Origin of the sequence: Streptomyces mesophilus (assembly GCF_040300965.1) — a bacterium.
GTDB classification, from domain to species: domain Bacteria; phylum Actinomycetota; class Actinomycetes; order Streptomycetales; family Streptomycetaceae; genus Streptomyces; species Streptomyces mesophilus_A.
This window is the reverse complement of the sequence record NZ_JBEPEW010000061.1, coordinates 1-24,840: the sequence shown is the minus strand read 5'-3', so window position 1 is coordinate 24,840 and position 24,840 is coordinate 1. Positions and strand designations below refer to the sequence as shown.

Genomic DNA, 24,840 nt, shown 5'->3' with positions numbered 1-24,840 from the left:
CCATGACGCGCTCACCCGGCCATGAGGCGCACACCCGGATACGACGCGGGGCCGGGCGGCAGCAGCCACCCGGCCCCGCGTACGCGCTGGCACTTACGGCGAGCAGGCCTTCGTCAGCTCGCCCGTCGCGTCGACCACCGGACCGACATCCGGCGTCGGGTCGCCGTCCTTGATCGCCTGGCGGACGTTGTCCACCGCGGCCGAGATGTCGTCGACCGCCTTGCCGACATCCGTGTTGTCGGTCTTCTCGGTGATCTCGTCGAGGTTCTTGTCGATCTCGTCGAGCGCCTTGTCGGCCTCGAGCGGGTTCTCGGCCGCGTCCTGAACGGCCTGCTGCAGGTCGGAGGCGCTCTGGGCGATGGCGCTCGCGGTCTGGGCGCAGTCGAGCGCCTTGTCGATGGCGCTGCAGCCGATGACGAACGGCGTGAGCAGCGCGGCACTGGCGGCTGCCAGGGCGATACGGCGGTGGCGCGAGGCCATGGAACGGTTCCTCCCCTTTGGCGGACGGGTGCACGGCGGCTCGCCGTACACCCGTATCCCTTAGAACGCCCAGCAGGGCGTGCACGGTTGCGCGGCCGGTGTCAGCCGAGCGTCTGCTCGAGCGCCTTGCGCTGCAGCGCGGCGAGTTCGTCGCAGCCGGCGACCGCGAGGTCGAGCAGCGCGTTGAGCTCGTCGCGCGCGAAGGGCGCGGCCTCGGCGGTGCCCTGGACCTCGATGAAGCGGCCGTCGCCGGTGCAGACCACGTTCATGTCGGTCTCGGCGCGCACGTCCTCCTCGTAACAGAGGTCGAGCAGCGGGACGCCGTCCACGATGCCGACGGAGACGGCGGAGACCGTGTCGGTGAGCGGCTTGCGCCCGTGCTTGATCAGCTTCTTGCCCTGGGCCCAGGCGACCGCGTCGGCGAGTGCCACGTACGCACCGGTGATCGCGGCGGTACGGGTGCCGCCGTCGGCCTGCAGGACATCGCAGTCGAGGACGATGGTGTTCTCGCCGAGCGCCTTGTAGTCGACGACGGCGCGCAGCGAGCGGCCGATGAGGCGGGAGATCTCGTGGGTACGGCCGCCGATCTTGCCGCGGACGGACTCGCGGTCGCCGCGGGTGTTCGTGGAGCGCGGCAGCATCGAGTACTCGGCGGTGACCCAGCCCTCGCCGCTGCCCTTGCGCCAGCGCGGGACGCCTTCGGTGACGGAGGCGGTGCAGAAGACCTTGGTGTCGCCGAAGGAGACGAGTACGGAGCCTTCGGCGTGCTTGCTCCATCCGCGTTCGATGGTGACGGGGCGGAGGGATTCGGCGGTGCGGCCGTCGATACGAGACATGCGGTCGAGCCTAGCGGCATGCGCGAAGGCCCCGATCCGGTCGTCCGGAACGGGGCCTTCGGGTGAGCCCGGGGGCTCGGCGAGCTCGGTCGCTCACATCATGTCTTCGATGTCCGCGGCGATCGGGTCGGCGTCCGTTCCGATGACGACCTGGATCGCGGTGCCCATCTTCACGACACCGTGGGCGCCGGCGGCCTTGAGGGCGGCCTCGTCGACCTTGCTGGCGTCGACAACCTCGGTGCGCAGGCGCGTGATGCAGCCCTCGACCTCTTCGATGTTGTCGATACCGCCGAGGCCGGCAACGATCTTCTCAGCCTTCGTGGCCATGTCTTTCTCCCTGATCTTTCGCGCGCTCTCGCAAGCGACGGCCGGCCCACCATTGGTCCGTTTTGACACGGTAACGCACGGTTGGCCCATCTTCGCGGGCGGTCATTACCGGCGTACCGAATGATGTCGATCATCGGAGTACGCACGGGTTGTCCGCGCGAGCGCCGACGCCGGTCCCTCACTGGTCTACACCAATCTACAACGGCCGCCGAGCCAGGCCTATTCCGGAGGAAGCCCATGAGCGCGAACGCTGCAGCCGCACCGCGGCCGAGCCCCTGGAGCAACTTCTTCCAAGGGCTGCAGAAGATGGGACGCAGCCTGCAGCTGCCGATCGCCGTGCTCCCCGCGGCCGGCATTGTCAACCGGCTCGGCCAGCCGGACGTCTTCGGCGCCGACGGCCTCGGCTGGACCAACGTAGCCAAGGTCTTCGCCGGTGCCGGCGGCGCCCTCCTCGACGCCGACCTCGGCCTCCCGCTGCTCTTCTGCATCGGCGTCGCCATCGGCATGGCCAAGAAGGCCGACGGCTCCACCGCCCTCGCCGCGGTCGCCGGCTTCCTCGTCTACCGAGGGGTCCTGCGCCAGTTCCCGGTGGACTGCGCCGACGGGGCCACCGCTGTCGTCACCGGCTGCCAGGCCGCGGACGGCGCGGTCACCGCGTTCACGTACCAGAATCCAGGCGTCTTCGGCGGCATCATCATGGGCCTGCTCGCCTCATGGTTCTGGGTCCGCTACCACCGCACCAAGCTCGTCTCCTGGCTCGGCTTCTTCAACGGCCGCCGCCTCGTGCCGATCATCATGGCGTTCGTCGGCATCCTCTTCGCCGCACTGTGCCTGTGGATCTGGCCGGCGATCGGCGACGCGCTCGAAAGCTTCTCCAACTGGCTGGAGAGCCTCGGCGCCTGGGGCTCCGGCATCTTCGGCGTCGCCAACCGCGCCCTCCTGGTGATCGGCCTCCACCAGTTCCTGAACGTCCCGCTGTGGTTCCAGTTCGGCTCGTTCACCAAGCCCGACGGCACCGTCGTGCACGGCGACATCAACATGTTCCTCAGCGGCGACCCGAGCGCGGGCATCTATCAGACCGGCTTCTTCCCGATCATGATGTTCGCCCTCCCCGCGGCCTGCCTCGCGATGGTGCACTGCGCCCGGCCCGAACGCCGGAAGGTGGTCGGCGGCATGATGTTCTCCCTCGCCCTGACCTCGTTCGTCACCGGCATCACCGAACCGATCGAGTACTCCTTCGTCTTCCTCGCACCAGCCCTCTATGCGGTCCACGCACTGCTCACCGGTGTCTCGATGGCCGTCTCCTGGGCCCTCGGCGTCAAGGACGGCTTCAGCTTCTCGGCCGGCCTGATCGACTACGGCATCAACTGGAGCCTGGCGACGAAACCCTGGCTGATCATCCCGATCGGCCTGGCCTTCGCGGTCGTCTACTACGCGGTCTTCCGCTTCGCGATCACGAAGTTCGACATCAAGACGCCGGGGCGTGAGCCCGAGGAGGAGGCGGAGGCCTTGGAGCAGGAGAACACCAAGGCGTAGAGGCCGACCTACGGCGAAGGGCGCGACGTGTTGTACGTCGCGCCCTTTTCGCGTGGGCCCGGTGGGACTCGAACCCACGACACACCGGACCTAAACCGGCGTCCTCTGGCCAGCTGGGATACGGGCCCCTGGCGTCACTTTACTTGGTGGTGCGGCGTCGCTTCGAGAAGGTTGCCGTCTGGCTGTGGCAGGTGGGACAGAGGTAGCGCAGGTTCTCCTGGCGGTTGTCGAGCCGGTCACCGTTGATGTGGTCGATCTCCAGCACCAGCCTCCGACCTCTCCATTCGTCACCGAGCCCGCACCTGGCGCACTTGCGGACCCTGCCGGTGTCATCCAGGGCCCGGCGCAACATTGGGGTCGACGTGCGAGGTGTCCCGGGCGGCAGGAGGACAAGGACCGCGTCGCAGCTCATGCGGTAGGGCGACGGCTTGCCTGCTTGGTGTCCCTGCCCGGTGAAGTGCTCGGTCGACAGGCCGTACTCGTCAATGCTGCGTCTCGCCCTCGCTCGTGCGGTTCCGTTTAATTCCCCGTAGCCGATGTGTCGCATGACATCGGCCAGGCTGTGTGACGCGGCAACGGCCTCGATGAGTTCACGCTCAGGGAAGAGCGCGTCGCCCCGGCTCATGTGCTTCTCCTGCGGCGTCCGCGGTAAGTATCCGTCGTCGCATGGCAGTTGGGGCACAGGAGGCGCAGGTTGCCCGGGCGGTTGTCCCACCAGTCGCCGTTGATGTGGTCGACTTCCAATGGAATCTGCTGCTCGCACCAATACGTTCGCTCGCACATCGCGCATTGCTCTGGAACGCCGAGGCGCAGCAACTCCCGGCGGAGCCGCTTGCCCGGAATGCGCGGCTCTTCGCGTGGCCGCAACGTCAGTGGGTCGCCGAGTGCGCCCTTAGGTCGTCGCTTGGCTTGCGTGAAATGGGACGTATCAATCCCGTGTGCCGCGATACGGCGGCCGATATGCGCCTGGTTGCCGCCGACATTGCTGATTCCGAGATGGCGCACGACGTCTTGGATGCTGTTTGAGTTCGCGACAGCAGTCCTGAGCGCGTCCTCTGTGTGCCGCACCTGTCCAGACTGCAGATGCGAGAAGTCGATCTCCGCGTCAAGCAGTTTCTTGCGTAAGTAGCGACGGCTGTCACCCGTTGGGTCACCCCCGCAAAGCCGCACAGCCTCATCCCAGGTGCTCGCCTCACGTGCCGCCCGTTCCAGCAACTCCTGCGTAAAGCGCTGCCGCGTCATGGCCCACCCCTTCGGTCTCCCGTTCTCGTCCTCGCACGGACTAACGATCCGAAATCGGACAGTCACGCCCGGAATGCGGAACGGCCCGTACCGCTTGCCGAAGCAAGCGATACGGGCCGTCACAAGGCGCCGAACGGGAGCCTCAGACCCCCAGATCCCGCATGATCTTGGCGACGTGGCCCGTCGCCTTCACGTTGTAGAAGGCGTGCTCGACCTTGCCCGCCTCGTCGACCACGATCGTCGAGCGGATGACGCCCGTGACGACCTTGCCGTAGAGCTTCTTCTCGCCGAAGGCGCCGTAGGCCTGAAGGGTTTCCTTCGACGGGTCGCCGACCAGGGTGACCTTGAGGTTCTCCTTGTCGCGGAACTTCGCGAGCTTCTCCGGCTTGTCCGGCGAGACGCCGATGACGTCGTAGCCCGCGGTGGTGAGCGCGTCGAGGTTGTCCGTGAAGTCGCAGGCCTGCTTGGTGCAGCCGGGGGTCAGGGCCGCCGGGTAGAAGTAGACGATGACCTTGCGGCCCTTGTGCGCGGCGAGGGAGACCTCGTTGCCGTCCGCGTCGGGCAGGGTGAAGGCGGGGGCGGTGTCGCCGGGCTGCAGGCGCTCGCTCATCGGTCGGACTCCTCGATGCGGTCGGGATCGGTACGCAATGAGCGTAACGGGGCTGCCGTGAGGTACCGGGTCGTGGGAACTGACAGACTGTCTCTTCCCAGAGACGTACGACATTACGGAGGCGGCGCGGTGTCGGATGCCAGGACCCCCGCTGAGATCGAGGCGGACATCAAGCGGCGGCGCACCCAGCTGGCCGAAACCCTGGACGAGATCGGGGTGCGGATGCATCCGAAGACGATCGTCGGGGATGCGAAGGCCCGTTTCGTCGGCGGTGTCGACCAGACTCTCGGGCGCGCGTACGTGAGCGCGAACCGGGCGGTCAGCGAGGTGAAGTCGCAGTTCGTCGACGGTGACGGTGCACCGCGCATGGAACGGGTGGTGCCGGTGGCGCTGCTCGTCGTCGGGGTCGTGGGTCTGCTGGCCCTGGGATCCCGCCGCCGCAGGGGCTAGAAGGCCCTGACCCTGGGGCGTACGGCCGACATGGAGGCAGGTAGGTTCGGGGCGTGAGCGCGAACACCCATCACGACAAGTTGCCCATCCGGATGCTGCACGACCGGGTCCTCGTGCGGACGGACACCATCGAGGGCGAGCGGCGTTCGACCGGCGGGATCGTGATCCCCGCGACCGCGGCCGTGGGCCGGCGGCTCGCCTGGGCGGAGGTCGTCGCCGTCGGGCAGAACGTACGCGCGGTCGAACCGGGTGACCGCGTCCTGTACGACCCGGAGGACCGCGCCGAGGTCGAGGTCCGCGGGGTCGCCTATGTGCTGATGCGTGAGCGGGATCTGCATGCCGTCGCGGCCGACCGCTTCGAGGGCTCGGAGGACTCCACCGGCCTATACCTCTAGGCCCGGTTTTTCCGGCATACGGGGAGGGGCCGGCGAATCTTTTCGCCGGCCCCTCCCCGTATGCCGTCTGCAGGGCGTCCGCATGCCGTCCGGGCGCGCCGGCGCCTACGTACTCCCGGCGTCCGCGCCGCCGCCCTCGCTCCCGTCCTCGCCCTGTCCGCCGTCCTGCCCTGCGACATCGGCCCCGCCGTCGGTGCCTCCGTTGGTCTGGCCCTGGACCTGGCCCTGGGTCTGGCCCTGGGTCGGCCCTTGGTCGGCGCCCTGGGTCTGCCCCTGGTCCTGGCCTTGGTCGGTGCCCTGCGTCTGCCCCTGGTCCTGGCCCTGGGTCCGACCTTGGTCGGTGCCTTGGGTCTGCCCCTGGTCCTGCCCCTGGGTCCGGCCTTCGTCGGTGCCCTCGGTCCCGCCGTCCTGCGGCGGGATGGTGGGCGGCGGCGGCGGCGGTTCCTCGGAGCCGGACGGGATCTCCAGGTCGAAGTTCTGCACGGGCTTGCCCGCCAGTGCCGTGCGGGTGAACTGGGCCCAGATCCGTGCCGGATATGCGCCGCCGTTCATCCGTGGCTGGCCCAGCGCCCCGTACAGGGGGGTCTGGACGGCCGTGTCGGGGTCCTGGCCCATCACCGCGACGACGGTGGCGAGTTCGGGGGTGTAGCCCGCGAACCAGGCGGCCTTGTCCTCCTCCGCCGTGCCCGTCTTGCCCGCGGCCGGGCGGCCCGCGGCGAGTGCGGCGGAGCCGGTGCCGGCGTCGACCACCGACTGCAGTACGGAGGTGGTGGTGTCGGCGGCCGCGCGGGAGATGACCTGCTCGGTGTCCCGGGCGGGGAGCGCGATCTCCTTGCCGTTCTTCTCGAGCTTGTCGACGAGCGCGAAGGTGCCGTGCCGGCCGTGGTTGGCGAGGGTCGCGTACGCCTGGGCGACGTCGAGGACGCTGGCGGTCGGGGTGCCGAGCGAGATCGAGGGGTACGGGCCGAGGCCCGGGGTGGTCCTGGGGATGCCGAGGTCGATGGAGGTGTCCATCACCTTGTCCGAGCCGACGTCGACGGCCATTTGCGCGAACACCGAGTTGACGGACTTCTCGGCGGCGGTGCGCACGGTGATGTTCCCGTAGTCGACGTGGTCCTCGTTCTCGGGCGCGAACCGCTCGCCGTTCCACCCTTGTACGGGGCGGCCGCTGGTGCCGTCGTAGATGGTGTTCGGGGTGATCGGACGGCCGTCCTGGGTGGTGGAGTCGTTGTCGAACGCCGAGGCGAGGACGAAAGCCTTGAAGGTGGAGCCGGCCTGGTAGTCGCGCCGGGTGGCGTTGTTGGTGAACTGCTTGACGTAGTCGATCCCGCCGTAGAGCGCGGTGACCCGGCCGGTCGCGGGGTCGATGGCGGCGCCTCCCGCCCGAACCTTGCGGTCGATCTTGCGGGCGTCCTTGTCGAGCTTGGACATCAGCTGGTCGTCGACGGCCTTGACGAAGGCGTCCTGCTGGTCGGAGTCGATCGTGGTGGTGATGCGGTAGCCGCCGCTCTTGAGTTCGTCCTCGTCGACGATCTCGTTGGCCAGGAGGTAGTCCTTGACGGCGTTCACCAGGTAGCCGCGCTGCCCGGACAGACCCGATGACGTGCCCGCTTCGGCCTCGGGGTCGGGGAACTTCATCCGCGCACGGTCCGCGGGGGCCAGCCACTTCTCCTTGACCATGCCGTCGAGCACGTAGTTCCAGCGGGCCACGGCCCGCGGCTTGTTCTCGGGGTGCGCCGTCACGTCGTACGCACTGGGGGAGTTGAGGAGCGTCGCGAGGTACGCGCCCTCGGCGGTGGTCAGGTCCTCGGGCTTCTTGTCGTAGTACGCGTGGGCGGCGGCGGAGATGCCGTACGCGTTGCGCCCGAAGTAGCTGGTGTTGAGGTAGCCCTCGAGGATGTCGTCCTTGCTGACCTCGCGGCCCAGTTTGATCGCGATGAAGAACTCCTTCACCTTGCGGCCGATCGTCTGGTCCTGGTTGAGGTAGTAGTTCTTCACGTACTGCTGGGTGATCGTCGAACCGGACTGCTTGCCCTTGCCGGTGACGGTGTTCCAGGCCGCGCGCAGCATCGCCTTGGGGTCGACGGCGGACTCGGAGTAGAAGTCGCGGTCCTCGGCGGCGAGCACCGCCTGCCGTACGTTCTCGGGGACTTGGGCGAGCGGGATGTTCTCGCGGTTGACGTCGCCGTCACGGGCGAGCGGTTTGCCGTCGGCGTACAGGTAGACGTTGGTCTGGGCGGTCGCGGCGGCGTTGGCGGGCGGGATGTCGACGAGCATGTAGCCGGCGACGAGTGCGCCGCCGATCAGCAGGCACAGGAGCAGGAAGGTGCCGAGAACCATCCGCCAGGTGGGCAGGGCGCGGCGCCAGCCGGTGCGCTTGCGGTTCTTCCTGCCCTTGGGAGCCGGGGCCGATGCGGATTCGGGACCGGGCCCCGGAGCCCCGGCAGGCTCCGGCTCACGGGGGGCCCACCCCTGCTGTGGCCCCTCCTGCTCACGCGGCTCGTCGCTCATGTCAGACACCTTGGCATCAGGTCGTATGCGCCCCGTCTGCGCCGCGCGCCCCGGACGGCCGTGCGGTCGGCCGGATGAGTGAAAACGCGTGGCGCCCGGTTGCCGTGCGCGGCTAGGGTCGTCGTCTTTGGCTGCCGCCGGTCGGCCGGCGGCCTGTTGACGCGTGGCCGGGAGAGGGGCAGACACGTGCGCTTGTACGCGGCCGTGGCGGCCGGCGGGTTCCGGCGGCACTCGACGTACCGGGTGGCGACCGCCGCGGGCATCTTCACCAACACCGTCTTCGGTTTCGTTCTCGCGTTCACCTTCATCGCCCTGTGGGACGAGCGCCCGAACCTCGGCGGCTACGACAAGCCCGAGGCCCTGGCGTTCGTCTGGATCGGGCAGGCCCTGCTCGCGACCTGCGGTCTGATGGGCGGCGGCGGGTTCGCCGAGGAGCTGATCGAGCGGATCAAGACCGGCGACATCGCGATCGATCTGTACCGTCCTGCTGATCTTCAACTGTGGTGGCTGGCCGCCGACTTGGGGCGCGCCGCCTTCGAGCTGATCGGCCGCGGGATCGTGCCGATGGCCGTGGGCGCGTTCGCGTTCGATCTCGCGCTGCCCGACGCGGCCTGGCAGTGGCCGGCGTTCCTAGGCTCGGTCGCGCTGGGGGTCGTGGTCGGCTTCGCCATCTGGTTCCTGGTGGCGCTCAGTGCGTTCTGGCTGATGGACGGGGCGGGCGTGGTGCAGATCGCCTGGCTGTGCGGGCTGTTCTTCTCGGGGATGCTGCTGCCCCTCACCGTCTTTCCCGGAGCGCTCGGCGACGTGGCGCGCGTCCTGCCGTGGGCGTCGATGCTGCAGGTGCCGGCCGATGTGTTCCTCGGCAAGTACACCGGCTGGGGCCTGCTGAAGGCGTACGGATTCCAGGCCGGGTGGGCCGTGGTGCTGCTCGCGGCCGGGCGCGGGCTCCAACTGGTCGCGCGGCGCAGGGTGGTGGTCCAGGGTGGCTGAGTCGCGTCCGGTGGCCGGATCCGGGGTCTCCCGGGTGGCCGGTGGGCTCGCCTCGTTCCGGATGATCGCGGCGATGTGGATCCGGTCCACGATGACGTACCGCTTCTCGTTCGCGATGACGCTGCTCGCCAACTTCGTCGTGACGTTCTTCGACTTCGTCGTGATCCTGCTGATGTTCACGCACGTCGAGGGCCTCGGCGGCTTCGGATTCGCCGAGGTCGCTTTCCTGTACGGGGCGACCAGCACCGCTTTCGGTCTCGCCGACCTCGCGCTCGGCCAGGTCTCCCGGATCGGCCGGCGGGTACGCGACGGCACCCTCGACACCCTGCTCGTACGGCCCGCGCCGGTCCTCGCGCAGGTCGCCGCCGACCGGTTCGCGCTGCGCCGGCTCGGGCGCGTCACCCAGGGCCTTTTCGTCCTGGTGTGGGCGCTGGTCCTCGTGGACGTCGACTGGACGGTGCTCAAGGTCTGCGTCGTCCCGTTGATGGTGCTGTCCGGCGGGGTGATCTTCGGGGCGGTGATGGTGGCCGGGGCCGCGTTCCAGTTCTGGGCGCGCGATGCCGCGGAAGTGGTCAACTCCTTCACGTACGGCGGAAATACGCTCCTTCAGTACCCGCCGACCATCTTCGCCCAGGACCTCGTGCGCGGGGTGACCTTCGTGCTGCCGCTGGCCTTCGTCAACTGGCTGCCCGCGCTCTACGTCCTCGACAGGCCCTACCCGGTGGACCTTCCGTTCTCGCCGTCCTTCACGGCCTTCCTGCCGCCGCTCGTCGCCGTGGTGTGCGCGCTGCTCGCAGGGTTGTGCTGGCGGGCGGGGCTTCGTGCGTACCGCAGTACAGGGAGCTGATCTCGTCGTGGACGTGGAGACCATGGATTTCATCGAGCTCGAGGACGTACGGAAGGTGTTCGACGTCCGCAAGAAGAAGGGGTTCCTGCGGCGCGAACGCCATGAGGTGCGGGCGGTCGACGGCATCAGTTTCACCGTGCCGCGCGGCGAGATGGTCGGCTACATCGGACCGAACGGCGCCGGCAAGTCGACCACGATCAAGATGCTGACCGGGATCCTCACGCCGAGCGGCGGGCGCGTACGGGTCGCGGGCATCGACCCCTCCCGCGAACGCACCCGGCTCGCGCACCGCATCGGTGTGGTCTTCGGGCAGCGCACCACGCTGTGGTGGGACCTGCCGCTGATCGACTCGTACAAGCTGGCCCACCGCATGTACCGCATTCCCGACGCCCGCTTCCGTGCCAATCTCGACCGCTGCGTCGAACTCCTCGACCTCGCCGACCTGTTGGCCGTCCCCGTACGCCAGCTCTCCCTCGGCCAGCGGATGCGCGGCGATATCGCGGCGGCGCTCCTGCACGACCCGGAGGTGCTCTATCTCGACGAGCCGACGATCGGCCTCGACGTCGTCAGCAAGGCCAAAGTCCGTGAGTTCCTGCGGGACTTGAACGCCTCCGCCGGTACGACCGTCCTGCTCACCACCCACGATCTGCAGGACATCGAGCAGCTCTGCAAGCGCGTGATGGTCATCGACCATGGCCGTCTGATGTACGACGGGGCGCTCGCCGGACTCCACGAGATCGGCGAGAGCGAGCGCACCCTGGTGGTGGACCTGGAGCGCGAACTGCCCCCGCTGGATGTGCCCGGCGCGCGGGTCCTGCGGGTCGAAGGGCCCCGCCAGTGGCTCGCGTTCCCGGCCTCCGCGTCCGCCGCTCCGCTGGTCACCGAGATCGCCTCCGCGTATCCGCTGGTGGATCTCTCCGTACGGGAGCCCGATATCGAAGCGGTGATCGCGAAGATGTACGCGGACCGGGCCGAGCTGGGGTGACCGTCGCGGCAGGGGACCAGTGGGCGCGTCCCTTGCTGCACCCTGTGGGGGTGACCCTCGCGGCGGTCGCCCGGCTAGGCTGATTCATATGACCGACGACCTGCCCGAGCTGAGGGCATCAGACGCCGACCGAGAGCGGGTCGCCGAGGTGCTGCGGGACGCGCTGGCCGAGGGCCGCCTCGACATGGAGGAGTTCGAGGAGCGCCTCGATTCCGTCTACAAGGCGCGTACATACGGGGACTTGGAGCCCCTGACCCGCGATCTACCGGGCGCGGGACCGGCCGCGGCACCTATGCCGTTCGCCCCCGCACAGCCCGCCGGCAGCCCCGACTGGCCCGCGCGCATCGGCGGCGAGGCCACCTCGCGCGGCGGTGTGGCGATCATGGGCGGCTTCCAGCGCAAGGGCGTGTGGACCGCGCCGCGCCGCTTCAACTGCTTCGCGTTCTGGGGCGGCGGCGAGATCGATCTGCGCGAGGCCCGCTTCGAGGACCGCGAGATCGTCGTCAACTGCGTGGCGATCATGGGCGGGATGAGCGTGATCGTGCCGCCCGGCGTCGAGGTCGTGGTGCGCGGCTTCGGCATCATGGGCGGCTTCGACCACCGCGAGGAGGGCGTGCCGGGCGACCCCGGGGCGCCCCGGGTGGTGCTCACGGGCTTCGCGCTCATGGGCGGGGTCGGTGTCGAACGCAAAGTGACCCGCGCGGAGAAGCAGCGCCTCAAGGAGGAGCGACGCAGGGCGAAGCTGGAGAAGCGGGCCGAGCGCAAGGAGCTGGGGGACTGAGGGGCTGCGGGACTGAGGGGCTGAGGGGCTGGGGGGCCAGGGCTCTCGTCCGGCCCCCGCCGGCCTCGCGGTAGGGTCCGCTCCGGATCGGTCTTCGGTGGTACGGGGTGGGTTGCGGGTGCGACGGTGGGTGAAGCTCGCCTTGGTGGGCGTGGCTGTGTCGGGGCTGGTGGGCTACTGCGCCAAGCCGCACGTCAAGGACTGGTGGCTGGCGCGGGAGGCCTGCGGCGGGGTCTTCCCCGATCTCGTCGTCGATGTGCTCAACGCCGATGAGCGACCGCTCGCCGGCACGGACGAGCAGCTGATCGAAGAGCTGGGCTCGTACTCCTGCTCACTGGAGTACGAGACGGACAGCGGTCGCACCGAACGGCTGGTCGGCATCGATGCGTACACCGGCCGCGATCAGCAGGATGCCGGAATGCTCCGCAGCGCCGAACGGGGCCTGGACGCGATGACCGGGCTGCCCCATGGCCTGCCCGGCTTCTTCGACGGGGCGGGTCACGCCGTACTCCGACAGGAATGTCCCGCGCTCGGCAGGGACGACAAGGGCCGCCCGCGCACGATGCTGGTCGTGGCCCGTGGCGGGACGACCGGCGACCCCTCGGTCGCGCTGCTGCAGGCCGCGGTGACGGGGGCGAACCGCGCATCCGGTCAACTGGGCTGTGGCGCCAAGCCGTTGAAGGTGCCCGATGACGTACTGAGCAGGGATGCCAAGCCGAAGAAGGTGCCCGACGTACGGGACTCGGCCTGTGGCGCAGCCGCCGCGCAACTGCCGAAGGGCACCCGGGTCCGGGTGGTGGGTGGTGACACCACGCCGGTGGTCCACTGCGAGCTGTACCTGCAAACCCCTGGGGAGGAGCGGACCCCGTACGACGACGACAGGGACCGGACCGTCAATGCCGGCCTGGAGGCGTACTTCGGGGACTGGAGCACCAGCCTGGTCACCGCACTCGACGGCCGCCGTGACAGCAATACCGTCATGGCCCGCTGCGAGGGTGAGCTGGTCAATTTCCATGGCTGGGCGGACGACGACACAGAGGTCTCCGACCGCGAACTGCGCGAACTGGTGCTCACCTTCGCCAAGGACCAGGCGAAGCGGCGGGGTTGCACGGATGTGCGCCCGATGCCGGCCGGTTGATCAGAGGGAGCGCAGCGCTTGCAGATAGCCGTCGGCCACCACGTTGCGCAGTTGGGTGGCCGTCCGTTCGGGTACGGCACGGGACGCGATCCAGGTGTCGAGCACGCCGAGCAGCCGCGTACGGCCGTCGAACACGTCATCTGACAGCTCTGCGGCGGCCGGGCGGCGGGCGATGTCGCCCATGACGGGCCGGGTGCGGACCAGTTCCGGTGCCGTTCTGTACTCGCCCTTCAGATGGCGGCGCACTTCCCGGTCGAATGCGCCGAGATCGGCGATCTCACCATGACGGGCATAGGACAGGCGGTGCCCGAGCAGTCTGCCCACCCGCTCGGCCGTGTATGTGACCGCCCACCGGGTGGCGTAGTCCAGTACCTTCCTGGGCTTGCCGCCCCTGCCCTTCTTGCCGAGGTCCTCGGTGATGAGCAGAGATTTCGGGTCGACGCGTTCCAAGTGGTGCGTGAGCGATGCCAGTTCGGCGTCGTAGAGCAGTGCGAAGGCCTCCGGGTTACGCGCCGCGTTCTGTACGAGTCCCTCGATGGACGACTCATAGCGCCGGTAGGCGAAGGCGACATGCGCCTCTTGGGGATGGGGGAACTTCTCGGCGACGAGGTCCCTGCCCGGCTCGGTCGGTCCGGTGGCCTTGTCGATGAGGGAGTCCTTGCGGCCGACGTCCACGATGTAGTTCACCGCCATGCGGGCCACGAAGGGCTCCAGGCCGGACGGCATCGTCGAGTCCGCGTCGTAGGCGTCTTCGGGGTCGTCGTACACACCTGCCACGGCATACGCGGCTCGTGCCTGCGCATGCGTGTGCGCGGCACCGGGCCGGGACACTGTCGCCGCCTCGATCACCGACCCGAGTTCCGCGGGATCGCACAGCTCCTCATGGGCGAGGATCTTCGTCACGGCATCGAGGCGGGACAGATCCTCACCCGGGTCCAACGCCCTGGTCGCGGCCGCCGGATCGTCGGCGAGCCGCGTCACCGACTCCGGCGCCGACCAGCAGGGCTTCTCGGACTCGGCCAGCATGACCGGCACCACCACCCCGGCCGCCACGACCACCACCGCGGCCCCGATCACGTAAAGCCGCCGCCCCCTCCACCACGTACGCATCCGCGAAGACTAACGACCGCCCAGGCGCAGGGAGCGGGCAGGCTCAGAGCTCCGCCGGGGCCGAACCGCGCAGATGCGAAAGGTTGAAGGCCTCCGCCATCTTCCGGTATCCCGCGTCGCTCGGGTGCAGATGGTCACCCGAGTCGTACGGCTCGCGCAGCCGGTCCGGTGCGTACGGATCGCGCAGCGCGCGGTCGAAGTCGACGACCGAGTCGAAGACGCGGCCGCTGCGGATCTCCGCGTTGATCGTGCGGCGCAGCTGGTCCAGGTGCGGACGGTAGCCGCGGTGGCCGTTGAAGGGCATCAACGTGGCGCCCGTGACCCGCAGTCCGCGGGCGTGTGCCTGGCGGGTGAGTTCGCGCATCGCGTCCAGGAGCCGGCCGGCGTCGGCGTACCGGGGGTTGCGCAGCAGGTCGTTGACGCCCAGGACGACGACCACGGACTTCACACCCGTACGGGACAGGACGTCGCGCTCGAAGCGGCTCACCCCGCTGGGGCCCGCGGCCTTGAACTGCCCGCCGGGAATCAGCTGGTTGCCGCTGATGCCCTCGTTCAGCACGCCGAGCCGGGGCGCGCCCGCCTCCTCGCGCAGCCGGTCCGCGAGGACGTCGGTCCAGCGGGCGTTGGCGCCGAGCGTGGAGGTGACGCCGTCGGTGAGCGAGTCGCCGATGACCACCACGGAGCCGGACGCCTCGCGGGTCAGCACGTCCACGGCGGTCAGATAGCGCCAGTACGGGCTCTGCTCGGTGTACGTGTCGCCGCGCGGGTTCTGGGTCTGGTCGCCATTCGCCACGTACGAGATCTGGCGTGCGTGCGGGTGGTAGGTGACCGGTCCGGACGGCGTCGGCGAGTACGTGCTGACCAGCAGGTCCGCATCCGCCGGTACGTCGAGCCGGACCGAGTCCGAGACGATCTGGCCGCCCGCCGGGATCACGGCTTGGCGCTGGCCGCCGAACGTGAGGCGGCGCAGGCTGTCCGGCCGCGCGGTCGGGTTGCTCGGCGCGGAGGCCAGCGCGATCGAGGCGTGGCTGATCGTCAGAGGGCTGGTGCCGAAGAGGTTGGAGAGCGTGATGCGGGCACTCGTGCCGCCGACGCTGGTGTGCACCACATTGCGCAGGGTGCGGCCCGCGAAGCCCGCGCCCGTGCGCGGTTCGGCGCCGGCCGGGGCCGTGGACCACGTACCGACCCAGGAGCCGGCGGCCGCGCGGTCGGCGGAACCTTGCGGCGAAGGGCCCGCGCTGATGGTGGTGTCCCGGCTGTCACCGCCCGAGAAGGCGAGGTAGATGACGGTGGAGATCAGCACCACCACGGCTGCGAGCGTGGCGACAAGGGCATAACCATGACGCTTGGTCATGCGCGGTGTGCTCCTCGGGCAGGGGAGCCCGAGGCTCCGGTTGGACAATCCCATTTTGCGGTATGCGGCCCGAGGTCGCGCACGGTACCCCCCGTGTCGTGCCCTGCCGTCTTCCCGTACGCGACGTCGGGGGCATCCCTGAGATTCCCCGGGTTCCGCGTCGACATGGAGGACGCCGGGAACTCCTGATGCGTTCCAGGAGTCGGTCAGATGTGATGCGTTCGAGGAACGGGCAAGCAGGGACAATTCGAAGAACGGGCAAACAGGGACAATTCGAAGAACGGTTCAGGCGGGGACAATAGGTGCGTGACCCCGGGGGCCGGCCGGCGGATGGAGCGGTAGGGCGGATGGAGCAGACGAACGTGAAGGATGCGGAAGAAACCGGACCAGATCCGGAGGAATCCGGACCGCCTTCCCGCGGGCAGCATTCCCCGGGTTCCGGCTTCTCATTCAATGCGGCCGACGAGGAGCGCCGCCGCGGAGTGCGCCGTATGAAGGCCACCGCGACCGGTCTGCTCGTCTTCGTCGCGATCGTCTATGTCCTGGCCAAGTGGGCGCAGAACTCCGGGTTCGGGCCCTGGACCGGCTATGTCGCGGCCGCCGCGGAGGCGGGCATGGTGGGCGCGATGGCGGACTGGTTCGCGGTCACGGCCCTGTTCCGGCACCCCCTCGGCCTGCCCATTCCGCACACCGCGATCATCCCCACGAAGAAGGACCAACTGGGCGCGTCGCTCGGCGAGTTCGTCGGCGAGAACTTCCTCTCCGAGGATGTCGTACGCCGCCGTCTGCGCGCCGTGAACATCGGCGCCCGGCTCGGCGACTGGCTCGCCGAACCCGCCAACGCGGACCGTGTCACGGCCGAACTCTCCACGGCCCTGCGTGGCGCCCTCACCGTCCTGCGCGACTCCGATGTCCAGGCCGTGGTCGGCGAGGCCATCACGCGGCGCGCGGACGCCGCCGAGATCGCGCCCGGGATCGGCAAGACCCTGGACAAGATCGTGGCGGACGGCGGCCATCGCAAGGTCGTCGACCTGGTCTGCGTACGGGCGCATGACTGGCTGATCCTGCACAGCGACCAAGTGATGGACGCGGTCCAGGGCGGTGCGCCGGGCTGGACGCCCCGCTTCGTGGACAAGCGGGTCGGCGAGCGGGTCTACAAGGAGCTGCTGCGCTTCGTCACCGAGATGCGCGATATGCCCGAGCATCCGGCGCGCGGCGCCATCGACCGCTTCCTCACGGACTTCGCGGCCGACCTGCAGTCCGACACGGATACGCGGATGCGCGTGGAGCGCCTCAAGTCCGAGGTGCTCGGCCGCGGCGAGGTGCAGGACATCATCGCCTCGGCCTGGTCCTCCGTACGCCAGATGATCGTGGCGGCGGCGGAGGACGAGCGCAGCGAACTGCGGCTTCGGGTACGTGCCGGACTGCTCTCGCTGGGCGCACGGCTGTCCTCCGACGGCCGGCTGCAGAACAAGGTCGAGGGCTGGGTCGAGGATGTCGCGGTGCATGTGGTCAACACGTACCGCCGCGAGATCACCTCACTGATCACGGACACCGTGGCGGGCTGGGACGCCGGGCAGACGACGCAGAAGATCGAGGCGCACATCGGCCGCGACCTGCAGTTCATCCGGATCAACGGCACGGTGGTGGGGTCGTTGGTGGGGCTGCTGATCTACACGCTGGCGCATGCGTTGGGGGCGTAGGCGTGCGGGCTGGCGCATCCGCTCGGGGGCGTAAACCCGCAGGCCGGGGGGACTCGGACGGCACCGTCTCCAGGAGGTGCCGTATGTCCACCGGATCCGCCGCCCCCAGCGGCACGGTCACCACGTCCGTGCCCGCCCGACTCGACCGGCTGCCCTGGTCGCGCTGGCATTGGATGGTGGTGATCGGACTCGGCACTGTATGGATCCTCGACGGCCTCGAAGTCACCATCGTCGGCAATATCGCGGGCCGCCTCTCGGAGGAGGGCAGTGGTCTGCCGATCTCGTCCGCGCAGGTCACCGGCATCGCGGCCGCGCTCTATGTGGCCGGAGCGTGCAGCGGAGCCCTCTTCTTCGGGTGGCTGACCGACCGTTTCGGCCGCAAGAAGCTCTTCATCATCACGCTCGCCGTCTACTTGGCGGCGACGGCCCTGACCGCGGTCTCCTTCAGCTCCTGGTGGTTCTTCGTCTTCCGCTTCCTCACCGGCTTCGGCATCGGCGGCGAATACGCGGCGATCAACTCGGCCATCGACGAACTCATCCCGTCCCTCTACCGGGGCCGGGTCGATCTGATCATCAACGGCAGCTTCTGGCTGGGCGCGATCGGCGGTTCGCTGCTTTCGATCGTCGCCCTGGACACCTCGCTCTTCGCCATGGACGTCGGCTGGCGGCTGACCTTCGCGCTCGGTGTGGTCCTGGGCCTGGTGATCCTTCTCGTACGGCGCAATGTGCCCGAATCCCCACGCTGGATGTTCATCCACGGCAGGGGCCAGGAGGCGGAGGATCTCGTCGGCTCGATCGAGGACCGCGTACGGGCCGAGAAGGGCATCGAACTGCCGCCGCCCGCCTCGGAGATGACCATCCGGCAGCGCAAGTCGATCGGCTTCCTGACCGTGGCCCGCACCGTCTTCACCGCCTACCCGAAGCGCACGGTCCTCGGCCTCTCCCTCTTCATCGGTCAGGCCTTCCTCTACAACGCGATCACCTTCGGCTTCGGCGCGATCCTGACCAAGTTCTTCGACGTGCCCACCGGCAGCACCGGCTACTACTTCGCGGTGATCGCGGCCGGCAACTTCCTGGGCCCGCTGCTGCTCGGCCGGCTCTTCGACACGATCGGCCGCAAGGTCATGATCACGTCCACGTATGTCCTGTCCGGCCTGCTGCTGTTCGGCACGGCGTATCTCTTCGACCGGGGTTCGCTGACCGCGACGTCGTTGACCGCCTGCTGGTCGGTGGTCCTCTTCTTCGCCTCGGCCGGCGCGAGCAGCGCGTATCTCACCGTCTCCGAGATCTTCCCGATGGAGACCCGCGCGATGGCGATCGCCTTCTTCTACGCGGTCGGCACCGCGGCCGGCGGCATCAGCGGCCCGCTCCTGTTCGCCAAGCTCACGGAGTCGGGCGTGGTCGCGGACACGGTGCTCGCGTTCCAGATCGGGGCCGGGCTGATGATGGCGGCGGGTCTGGTCGCGGCGGTGTTCGCGGTACGGGCCGAACGGCGGTCGCTCGAGGACATCGCGGCGCCGCTGTCGGCGGCGACCGGGACGTCGGCCGCGGGGGCGCCGGCGACCACCGGGTGTGGGTGGTCGCCGGCGGGGCTGCCGGGCGGTCGACGGTGGGCCTTCGGTGGGTGAGTCGGTGGGCCTCAGTGGGTGAGCTGGTGCGCGCCCTCAGTGAGTGAGCCGGTGGGCCTTCAGTGGGTGAGCCGGCGGGCCGTGTGGGCCGCCCAGTCCTGCGCACTGCGGCCGTCCGTGCCCGTGAGGCGCTGGAGGGTGTCGGCGACGGGCGCCGGGCTCTTGGTGTGGCGCTCCCAGGTGCCCAGGAGCAGGTCGGCCGGAGCGTACGGGCTGATCGCCGCACGGGCCGCCTCCGGCGCCAACTCCTCGTACCGCAAAGGCCTGTTCAGGGCCTCGCCCAGGAGCCGCACCTGCTCGCGCAGGCTCAGCCGATGCGGTCCGGTGACGGGGTACACGCGGTTGGCATGCGCGCCGTCGTCCGTGAGCGCGGCGATGATGACGGCGGCGAAGTCGGCCGGGTGGACGGGGGTTTCGAGGGCCTCGGCGTACGGTCCGGAGACCACGTCGCCGCGTGACAGCTGGCCCGCCAGGTCGAAGGACCACTCCAGCGAGCCGGACGACTCGACGGCCAGGCGCAGGAACGTGTAGCCGACGGCCGAGCCGCGCAGCGCCTGCTCGATGGCGTGGTGGAAGGCGGCGACGGGGTCGGGCTGCTCGGCCTCGCCGTCCACGACGGCGCCGGACGACTGGAAGACGATCCGCCGTACGCCGGCCTCCTCGGCCAGCGCCGCGAAGCCGGCCGCGTCGAAGTCCGGCGAGGCGGCGAGCAGGAACACCGCGTCGACCCCCTCGAGGGCTGCCTTGAGGCTGCCCGCGTCCCCGAGGTCACCCGCGACGACCTCGGCCTGCGGCGGCAGCCCGGCCCGCTCGGGGTCGCGCGTGAGGGCGCGGACGGCGACACCGTCGGCGGCCAACTGCTCGACCACGGAGCGGCCTACGGGGGCGGTGGCGGCGGTGACGAGGATCATGACTTCTCCCTGGGGCGTCGGTGGGTGATTCCGTACTCCTAAGGTAGAGAGGCATGAGGACAGCTTCTGTCCTCAATACTTCGACGCCGCAGCCCGCCCAATGCCCGCCTCTCGTACGGGAGTTCAGTGGCGACCAGTTCAGGGATGGGGCGTACGGGGAGGGCTCGGTGTTCGTACCGTAGGAACGGTGGCCGGGCGCGACACGCCCGTACTCGGAGGCCATTTGTGGGGTATTCCAGTGCGCCGAGGGAGCACCCTCCCAGAGGCCCTGAACGCACATGTTCCATGCTCATCTCGGCTTTACGGTACGGAAGTTGATGATCCTCGCCGACCAACCTCTTCTGCATCAGAGGGTGTTCTAGCGGACTTGGCGCTCAATACCGGCTCGTAACGCCTACATTCGGTCATAGCGCATGCAGGTACGCGGCTCTGTAGTGGCCGTCACCTTCGTCCTCGCCTCCGCCGCATGCGGGGGCACCCAGTGGATCAACCGGGATCAGCGAGACCTCGCGGGAGCGAGTCCGGGATCCAAGGAGCGGAGCAAGGAGCAGTTCAGGTGATCTGTTACGGACCCACCGTCCTCGACCTCGTGGAAGACCTGGTCGACGCGTACGCCGAGGTCTTCTCGGCCCCGCCGTGGAACGAGAACGAAGAATCGATCCAGCGTTTCCACTACCGCCTGTGCAACGAAGCCGACCGCCCCGGCTTCCGCGCCGTACTCGCCCAGTCGGGCCAGGGCATCGACGGCTTCGCCATCGCCTGGCTGACCCCTACGTCTCTGCCCGACACACGCACGTACGCGAAGGTCGCGTCGCAGCTGGGCCCGGACCGTGTGCGCTCACTCCTGGTCGGCGCCCTGGAACTCGACGAACTGGCGGTCCGCCAGCGCGCCCGGCCGGCGGGGGTGGGCCGCTCGCTCCTGTCGGAGTTCGTCAAGGACGCACCGTCGGGCCGCGCGTGGGTCCCGATGTCCCGCCGCGCCACATCGGCTGTGGCCAGCTACCGGCGGCTGGGCTGGCACGAGGTGCGCCCCCTGCCGGAGGCGGACAACGACGTGGTCGTCTTCCTGGCACCGGGGCATCCTCGGGCGGAGTTGGCGGCTTAGGGGTGGCGTGCGGGCGTGTGGGTGATTCACCTGGGGCTTGCCGGCGAGGTGAGTTTCTCCGGGCGGATTGCCCGCACCTATTGCTAGACGGCTCTTCCTTGGCGCCCCAGCGCGACGCTTAGGTTGAAGTCTTGTGCTCTTGGAACGATTCTCCGTCGGCCCAAATAGCGGTGATCGAGAGCGCTGCGCAGAGATCGAGCATGTCCGTGCGTGGTTGGTCTGGCAAGAGCAGGCCAAGGGTTGGGCGAGGGTGAATGTAGCGCTGATAGTCGAAGAGTTGCCCTATCGCGGTTCTGATGGCCTCGCGCGTGACGGTTCCCTTGGCTTCAATGAGGAAGTTTTCTTGCGCCACGTAAACATCGGTACGCAGGACGGTGCGCTCGTCTGCGAGGGTTATCTTCTTGCGGGTAGCTGATATTCCGCGTCGTCGCAGGTGGTGCAGATACTTCTCAACAAGGAGTGATTCGCGACGCTCTGCCTCGCGCTCGCCTTGTGCGCGGACTCGTGCTGTCGAAACGTTTCGCTGCTCGACCTCAACATCTTCAACTGTCGTTTCGACGTGATGTGGTGGTCCGGCTGGTGCCAGCGGCGTACCTGCTTCGATCACCGGCCTGAGGCGGAACGTGATGACGCTACGCATGTCGCCGTTTCTGTCCGGGCGATCTGCCCTGTACCAGGGCTTCTCCTCGGCGAGTGTGAACTGGCCCAAATGTTGCACGACGCCGGGGCTGACCGGGCGGAAGACATGGATGGGGCGACCATCGAGTCTGTGGTTCAGGATGTTGCGATTTCCGCCGGTCATGTCCTGATCGCCGACGAGTCCTTCGCCGGTGTAGTGGTAGTGACCGTCCGGCCCCCAGTCGTCAATGTAGCCGTATAGGCGTGAGCCTTTAAGGCTACTGAAGAGCATCAGCTCGTTATCGGCTTTGGTGGCGGGGGTGATTCCTTGCTGCCTATTTCCGCCGAACTTGTCGTGTATGAGGCTTCGGCGCAGCTGTTCGTTTCTTGGTAGGTCAAGCATGAGGTCCCGTTCTCGCCAATCCCTGACACAAGGAACTACTAAGGCCTTCCGTGGCAATCGCTATACGCCGTCCCCGACCCACACCAACACTCCCCCCGAGGCGGCCACCCCACCGCGCGCCCCCGTGCTGCCAAGGTCGTCGCGTACTGGGGGAGCAAGGAGGTGTCCGTAGGGGAGGTGCCCTCTGAGGCGGCGAAGGCCTCGTAGGAGGGGACCGTGGCTGTCACGATGCCGAGGTTTTCCGTGCCGGAGGCGGCCAGCTCCCGGAGGGAGGACTCTATGGTCGACAGGTGTTCCTCGTGCGAGGGGTATTCCGCAGCCAACGAGGGGTACGCCGCCAGGAGTTCCGAGAGTTCCGACGCCGGCCAGTGGAGGACTGCCACTGGGAACGGGCGGGACAGGGCCGCGCGGAATGTGCCGAGTTCTGCGCGGAGGCGGGCGATTTCCGCGCTCAGTTCCTCCGGGTCCGATGAGCCGAGTGCCCAGGTGCGCTTCGGGTCGTGGAGTTCGTCCAGGGAGATGGGGGACGAGGACGAGTGGGCGTCGTCCGCGAGGACGTCCCAGACGTCGTGGGGGAGGGCGAGCAGGCGGCGGACGCGGTGGCGGCCCAGGAGCAGCGGGCGGCAGTCGTAGGGGACTTCCTCGCCCTGGACGGTCAGGAGCTCCACCCCCTCGGTGAAGACCTCCTGCGCTGTGGTCAGTTCGTCGTGGGATTCCAGGGATTCCGCGGCGATGACCCATGCTTCGGGGGAGCGAGGGGCCGTGGTGCGGAGGCCCTCGATGATGGCCCGGGCCTCGGCCTCGTGGCCGTACTCCCAGAGGTTGGCGGCCTTCAGGGCGCGGACCAGGGACGCATCCTCCAGCTCACCGGCCAGGAGCCGGTCGTAGAGCGTCGTGGCCTGGGGGCGGTCGCCGGCCAGCTCCAGATGGGCGGCGGCGTGCAGCAGCAGGTGCTCGGCGTCCTCGGGGTACTGCGCCGCGGTGCGCAGCAGACGCTCGGCTTCGGCGGTGTGATCCGTGGAATCGGCAGGCGTGTCGGGGCGCATGGGGTTCACCGTACTGCCCGGGCCGGCTCTTTCGGCAGGACCCATCGGTACGACGTTCGGTCCGTGCCCGCGTCCATGGCCGTCTCGCCGCATGCTCCCGCGCCGGTCCGGTGGTCCGTCCCAACCTCCGCACCGGCCTGGTCACTTGTCCGCTTCCGACCTACCCTGCAGCCCTGCGAGGAGGGGAGGCGCCGTGCGGGTGCGGAGTCGGGAGCGGATTCCGGTGGTCGTGCAGGGCGGCCGCGGGAGCCGGCAGTCCCCTCGGATGCGGCGGAATGCCCCCTGGCTGCGAGGGCTGTGGACCGGCGCCGAGGTCACCGTGACCGTGGGAGTCGTGCTGCTGCTGCTCGTCGTGCATCAGCTGTGGTGGACCAACCGGCAGGCCAGGGAGGGGGCCGAGCGGAAGGTCGAGGCGCTGGAGAGGGAATGGGAGAGCGGCGAGGCGGCAGAGGCGGGCGACGGTGACGCGGACGAGCAGGCCGCGGCGCCCGAGGACCTCGGTGAGCTGGCCGAGCCTCCGCCCGACGAGGGCAACCACCGGCCCACGACCGAGCGGAAACCCGCCGCCCCCCGCACCCCCGACTACGAGCAGGCCTACGCCGTGCTCTCCATCCCCAAGCTCGGCGTACGCGTCCCCGTCGCCCAGGGCGTGAGCAAGCAGGGAGTGCTCAACAAGGGATACGTGGGCCACTACCCCGGCAGCGCGCAGCCCGGCGGCGCCGGGAACTTCGCGCTGGCCGGGCACCGCAACACCCATGGCGAGCCGTTCCGTTACATCAACCGGCTCGGCAAGGGGGACCGCCTCACCGTGGACACCAAGGCCGCGACCTTCACGTACACCGTGGACCGCACGCTGCCGCAGACCAGCGCGCGCGACAGCGGGGTGATCGCGAAGGTGCCGCGCAGCATCGTGAAGCCCTCGTACGGCTACAGCGAGCCCGGTCTCTACATCACGCTGACCACCTGCACCCCGGAGTACACCTCCAAGTACCGGCTGATCGTCTGGGGCAAGCTGACCGCCATCAAGAAACGCTGAGGGCAGCCTCGCGTCGCCAGTCCTGTCAGCCCTTGGGCAGGCCCGGCTCGTAGTTCTTGTCCTGGTCCGAGTCGTATATCTGCTTCCCCTTCGCGTCATACCCCTTGATGCGCGGAGCCGTCGTCGGCTGCTCCTCGACGACGCCCGTCGCCGCGAACCAGCCGTGGTCCACGGCCGCTTCGACGGTTTCGCCGCCGTACGTCACCGTGACACGGTCGACCTCGGACGTGACCTGGCCGATGTTTCCCCAGCGGAAAGGCAGTCGCCAGCCGTCGCTGGTGAAGATGTTCTGCTTGTAGAGCTTGCCGCCGTTCAGATCCGAGTAGACGGGGCCTTCCTCGGGAAGCAGAGGGCCCGCGCCGCTGTTGATGGCGGTCACCTCGCCGCCCTTTATCCCGCAGATGACGCGATTGGGCCGGGGCACGGGCTTCTCCGTCGTGGCGACCACCCAGATGCCGTCGTCGGGTGCATTGTCGTCACCGGTCTTCCGGTGCGCGAGCAGGATGCGGTAGTCCTCCGGCGCGCCCAGATCGGTGGCCATGGAGTCCTCGGGGCGCGCACGCTCCTCCTCCGCGGAGCGGCCCAGACACTTCTCAAGGCCGTCCGCCGCCTCCTCGAAGGTGATCCCGTCGACCAACTGGCCAGGTGAGGCCGGTGGTTGCGGACCGGGCGGAGTCGGCTCCGGCGTGGTGCGCGCGGGGGGCGCGGCGACCTTCGTGGGGGAGGGCCCCTCCGCGGCCGGGGCATCGTCGCCCGAGCCAGGTCCGACCGCGTACGCACCGACCGGCACCGCGACCG

Annotated in this window: 25 protein-coding genes and 1 tRNA gene; 12 read left to right on the top strand and 14 right to left on the bottom strand. The window is 69.0% G+C overall.

Annotated elements, in window-relative coordinates; genetic code table 11:
• Positions 1–93: 93 nt before the first annotated feature.
• The 3 genes from ABT367_RS21685 to ABT367_RS21675 all read right to left on the bottom strand — a co-directional run bounded on the left by ABT367_RS21685 (position 94) and on the right by ABT367_RS21675 (position 1,733).
• Entirely contained in the window at positions 94–480 is a 387-nt protein-coding gene (locus ABT367_RS21685; RefSeq protein ID WP_352254716.1) for a hypothetical protein, read from the bottom strand.
• 101 nt (positions 481–581) lie between these two features.
• Positions 582–1,316, bottom strand: coding sequence for a ribonuclease PH (gene rph, locus ABT367_RS21680; protein ID WP_352254715.1), 735 nt, complete (start codon positions 1,314–1,316; stop codon positions 582–584).
• A 93-nt stretch (positions 1,317–1,409) separates the two neighbouring features.
• The gene (locus ABT367_RS21675; protein WP_267913050.1) at positions 1,410–1,733 is read right to left on the bottom strand and encodes a PTS glucose/sucrose transporter subunit IIB; all 324 of its coding nucleotides are present in this window, start codon (positions 1,731–1,733) and stop codon (positions 1,410–1,412) included.
• Positions 1,734–1,880: 147 nt separating this feature from the next.
• On the opposite strand from ABT367_RS21675, the gene ABT367_RS21670 reads away from it, so the two are divergent.
• The gene (locus ABT367_RS21670) at positions 1,881–3,179 is read left to right on the top strand and encodes a PTS transporter subunit EIIC (RefSeq protein ID WP_352254714.1); all 1,299 of its coding nucleotides are present in this window, start codon (positions 1,881–1,883) and stop codon (positions 3,177–3,179) included.
• Between the two features lie 53 nt (positions 3,180–3,232).
• On the opposite strand, the gene ABT367_RS21665 is transcribed toward ABT367_RS21670, so the two are convergent.
• The 4 genes from ABT367_RS21665 to bcp form a co-directional block, all read right to left on the bottom strand.
• A tRNA-Leu gene (locus ABT367_RS21665) sits at positions 3,233–3,307 on the bottom strand.
• 11 nt (positions 3,308–3,318) lie between these two features.
• Complete coding sequence (locus ABT367_RS21660; RefSeq protein ID WP_352254713.1) at positions 3,319–3,804, bottom strand: HNH endonuclease signature motif containing protein; 486 nt, start codon at positions 3,802–3,804, stop codon at positions 3,319–3,321.
• Positions 3,801–4,421 carry an HNH endonuclease signature motif containing protein gene (locus tag ABT367_RS21655; protein ID WP_352254712.1) on the bottom strand — a complete coding sequence of 207 codons (621 nt, stop codon included), beginning with the start codon at positions 4,419–4,421 and terminating at the stop codon, positions 3,801–3,803. The genes ABT367_RS21660 and ABT367_RS21655 overlap by 4 nt, the downstream gene beginning before the upstream one ends.
• A 142-nt stretch (positions 4,422–4,563) precedes the next feature.
• Positions 4,564–5,031 carry a thioredoxin-dependent thiol peroxidase gene (bcp, locus tag ABT367_RS21650; protein ID WP_352254711.1) on the bottom strand — a complete coding sequence of 156 codons (468 nt, stop codon included), beginning with the start codon at positions 5,029–5,031 and terminating at the stop codon, positions 4,564–4,566.
• 129 nt (positions 5,032–5,160) lie between these two features.
• Here bcp and ABT367_RS21645 point away from each other — a divergent pair, with 129 nt between their 5' ends.
• Both ABT367_RS21645 and ABT367_RS21640 read left to right on the top strand, forming a co-directional pair.
• Positions 5,161–5,481, top strand: coding sequence for a DUF3618 domain-containing protein (locus ABT367_RS21645; protein ID WP_352254710.1), 321 nt, complete (start codon positions 5,161–5,163; stop codon positions 5,479–5,481).
• Positions 5,482–5,534: 53 nt separating this feature from the next.
• Positions 5,535–5,876: a GroES family chaperonin gene (locus ABT367_RS21640; RefSeq protein WP_199549543.1), complete on the top strand. Its 342-nt coding sequence runs from the start codon at positions 5,535–5,537 to the stop codon at positions 5,874–5,876.
• A gap of 105 nt (positions 5,877–5,981) precedes the next feature.
• On the opposite strand, the gene ABT367_RS21635 is transcribed toward ABT367_RS21640, so the two are convergent.
• Positions 5,982–8,387, bottom strand: coding sequence for a transglycosylase domain-containing protein (locus tag ABT367_RS21635; protein WP_352254709.1), 2,406 nt, complete (start codon positions 8,385–8,387; stop codon positions 5,982–5,984).
• 186 nt (positions 8,388–8,573) lie between these two features.
• Here ABT367_RS21635 and ABT367_RS21630 point away from each other — a divergent pair, with 186 nt between their 5' ends.
• The 5 genes from ABT367_RS21630 (at position 8,574) to ABT367_RS21610 (ending at position 13,128) form a co-directional block, all read left to right on the top strand.
• A complete protein-coding gene (locus tag ABT367_RS21630) occupies positions 8,574–9,377 on the top strand; it encodes an ABC transporter permease (RefSeq protein WP_352254708.1) in 804 nt (267 codons plus the stop codon).
• Positions 9,370–10,224, top strand: coding sequence for an ABC transporter permease (locus ABT367_RS21625; protein WP_352254707.1), 855 nt, complete (start codon positions 9,370–9,372; stop codon positions 10,222–10,224). The genes ABT367_RS21630 and ABT367_RS21625 overlap by 8 nt, the downstream gene beginning before the upstream one ends.
• Positions 10,225–10,246: 22 nt before the next feature.
• Positions 10,247–11,209 carry an ABC transporter ATP-binding protein gene (locus ABT367_RS21620; protein WP_352254733.1) on the top strand — a complete coding sequence of 321 codons (963 nt, stop codon included), beginning with the start codon at positions 10,247–10,249 and terminating at the stop codon, positions 11,207–11,209.
• 88 nt (positions 11,210–11,297) lie between these two features.
• Positions 11,298–11,990: a DUF1707 SHOCT-like domain-containing protein gene (locus ABT367_RS21615; RefSeq protein ID WP_352254706.1), complete on the top strand. Its 693-nt coding sequence runs from the start codon at positions 11,298–11,300 to the stop codon at positions 11,988–11,990.
• Between the two features lie 130 nt (positions 11,991–12,120).
• Positions 12,121–13,128, top strand: coding sequence for a hypothetical protein (locus tag ABT367_RS21610; protein WP_352254705.1), 1,008 nt, complete (start codon positions 12,121–12,123; stop codon positions 13,126–13,128).
• Here the strand turns inward: ABT367_RS21610 and ABT367_RS21605 are convergent, their stop codons facing one another.
• Together ABT367_RS21605 and ABT367_RS21600 are read right to left on the bottom strand one after the other, a co-directional pair.
• On the bottom strand, positions 13,129–14,238 hold the full coding sequence (locus ABT367_RS21605; RefSeq protein WP_352254704.1) for a hypothetical protein: 1,110 nt from the start codon (positions 14,236–14,238) through the stop codon (positions 13,129–13,131).
• A 43-nt stretch (positions 14,239–14,281) separates the two neighbouring features.
• Positions 14,282–15,592, bottom strand: coding sequence for an SGNH/GDSL hydrolase family protein (locus tag ABT367_RS21600; RefSeq protein ID WP_352254703.1), 1,311 nt, complete (start codon positions 15,590–15,592; stop codon positions 14,282–14,284).
• Between the two features lie 491 nt (positions 15,593–16,083).
• Here ABT367_RS21600 and ABT367_RS21595 point away from each other — a divergent pair, with 491 nt between their 5' ends.
• A complete protein-coding gene (locus ABT367_RS21595; RefSeq protein WP_352254702.1) occupies positions 16,084–17,295 on the top strand; it encodes a DUF445 domain-containing protein in 1,212 nt (403 codons plus the stop codon).
• A gap of 83 nt (positions 17,296–17,378) precedes the next feature.
• Positions 17,379–18,923 carry an MFS transporter gene (locus ABT367_RS21590; RefSeq protein WP_352254701.1) on the top strand — a complete coding sequence of 515 codons (1,545 nt, stop codon included), beginning with the start codon at positions 17,379–17,381 and terminating at the stop codon, positions 18,921–18,923.
• A gap of 59 nt (positions 18,924–18,982) precedes the next feature.
• Here the strand turns inward: ABT367_RS21590 and ABT367_RS21585 are convergent, their stop codons facing one another.
• On the bottom strand, positions 18,983–19,834 hold the full coding sequence (locus ABT367_RS21585; protein WP_352254700.1) for an SDR family oxidoreductase: 852 nt from the start codon (positions 19,832–19,834) through the stop codon (positions 18,983–18,985).
• Between the two features lie 556 nt (positions 19,835–20,390).
• On the opposite strand from ABT367_RS21585, the gene ABT367_RS21580 reads away from it, so the two are divergent.
• Complete coding sequence (locus ABT367_RS21580; RefSeq protein WP_352254699.1) at positions 20,391–20,939, top strand: N-acetyltransferase; 549 nt, start codon at positions 20,391–20,393, stop codon at positions 20,937–20,939.
• Positions 20,940–21,057: 118 nt separating this feature from the next.
• On the opposite strand, the gene ABT367_RS21575 is transcribed toward ABT367_RS21580, so the two are convergent.
• Together ABT367_RS21575 and ABT367_RS21570 are read right to left on the bottom strand one after the other, a co-directional pair.
• Positions 21,058–21,960 carry a restriction endonuclease gene (locus tag ABT367_RS21575; RefSeq protein WP_352254698.1) on the bottom strand — a complete coding sequence of 301 codons (903 nt, stop codon included), beginning with the start codon at positions 21,958–21,960 and terminating at the stop codon, positions 21,058–21,060.
• A gap of 38 nt (positions 21,961–21,998) precedes the next feature.
• Positions 21,999–23,006: an SEC-C domain-containing protein gene (locus ABT367_RS21570; RefSeq protein ID WP_352254697.1), complete on the bottom strand. Its 1,008-nt coding sequence runs from the start codon at positions 23,004–23,006 to the stop codon at positions 21,999–22,001.
• Positions 23,007–23,271: 265 nt separating this feature from the next.
• On the opposite strand from ABT367_RS21570, the gene ABT367_RS21565 reads away from it, so the two are divergent.
• On the top strand, positions 23,272–24,042 hold the full coding sequence (locus ABT367_RS21565; RefSeq protein ID WP_352254732.1) for a class E sortase: 771 nt from the start codon (positions 23,272–23,274) through the stop codon (positions 24,040–24,042).
• Between the two features lie 25 nt (positions 24,043–24,067).
• Here the strand turns inward: ABT367_RS21565 and ABT367_RS21560 are convergent.
• Positions 24,068–24,840 (bottom strand): hypothetical protein (locus ABT367_RS21560; protein WP_352254696.1); only part of this gene is annotated, 773 nt, incomplete at its 5' end.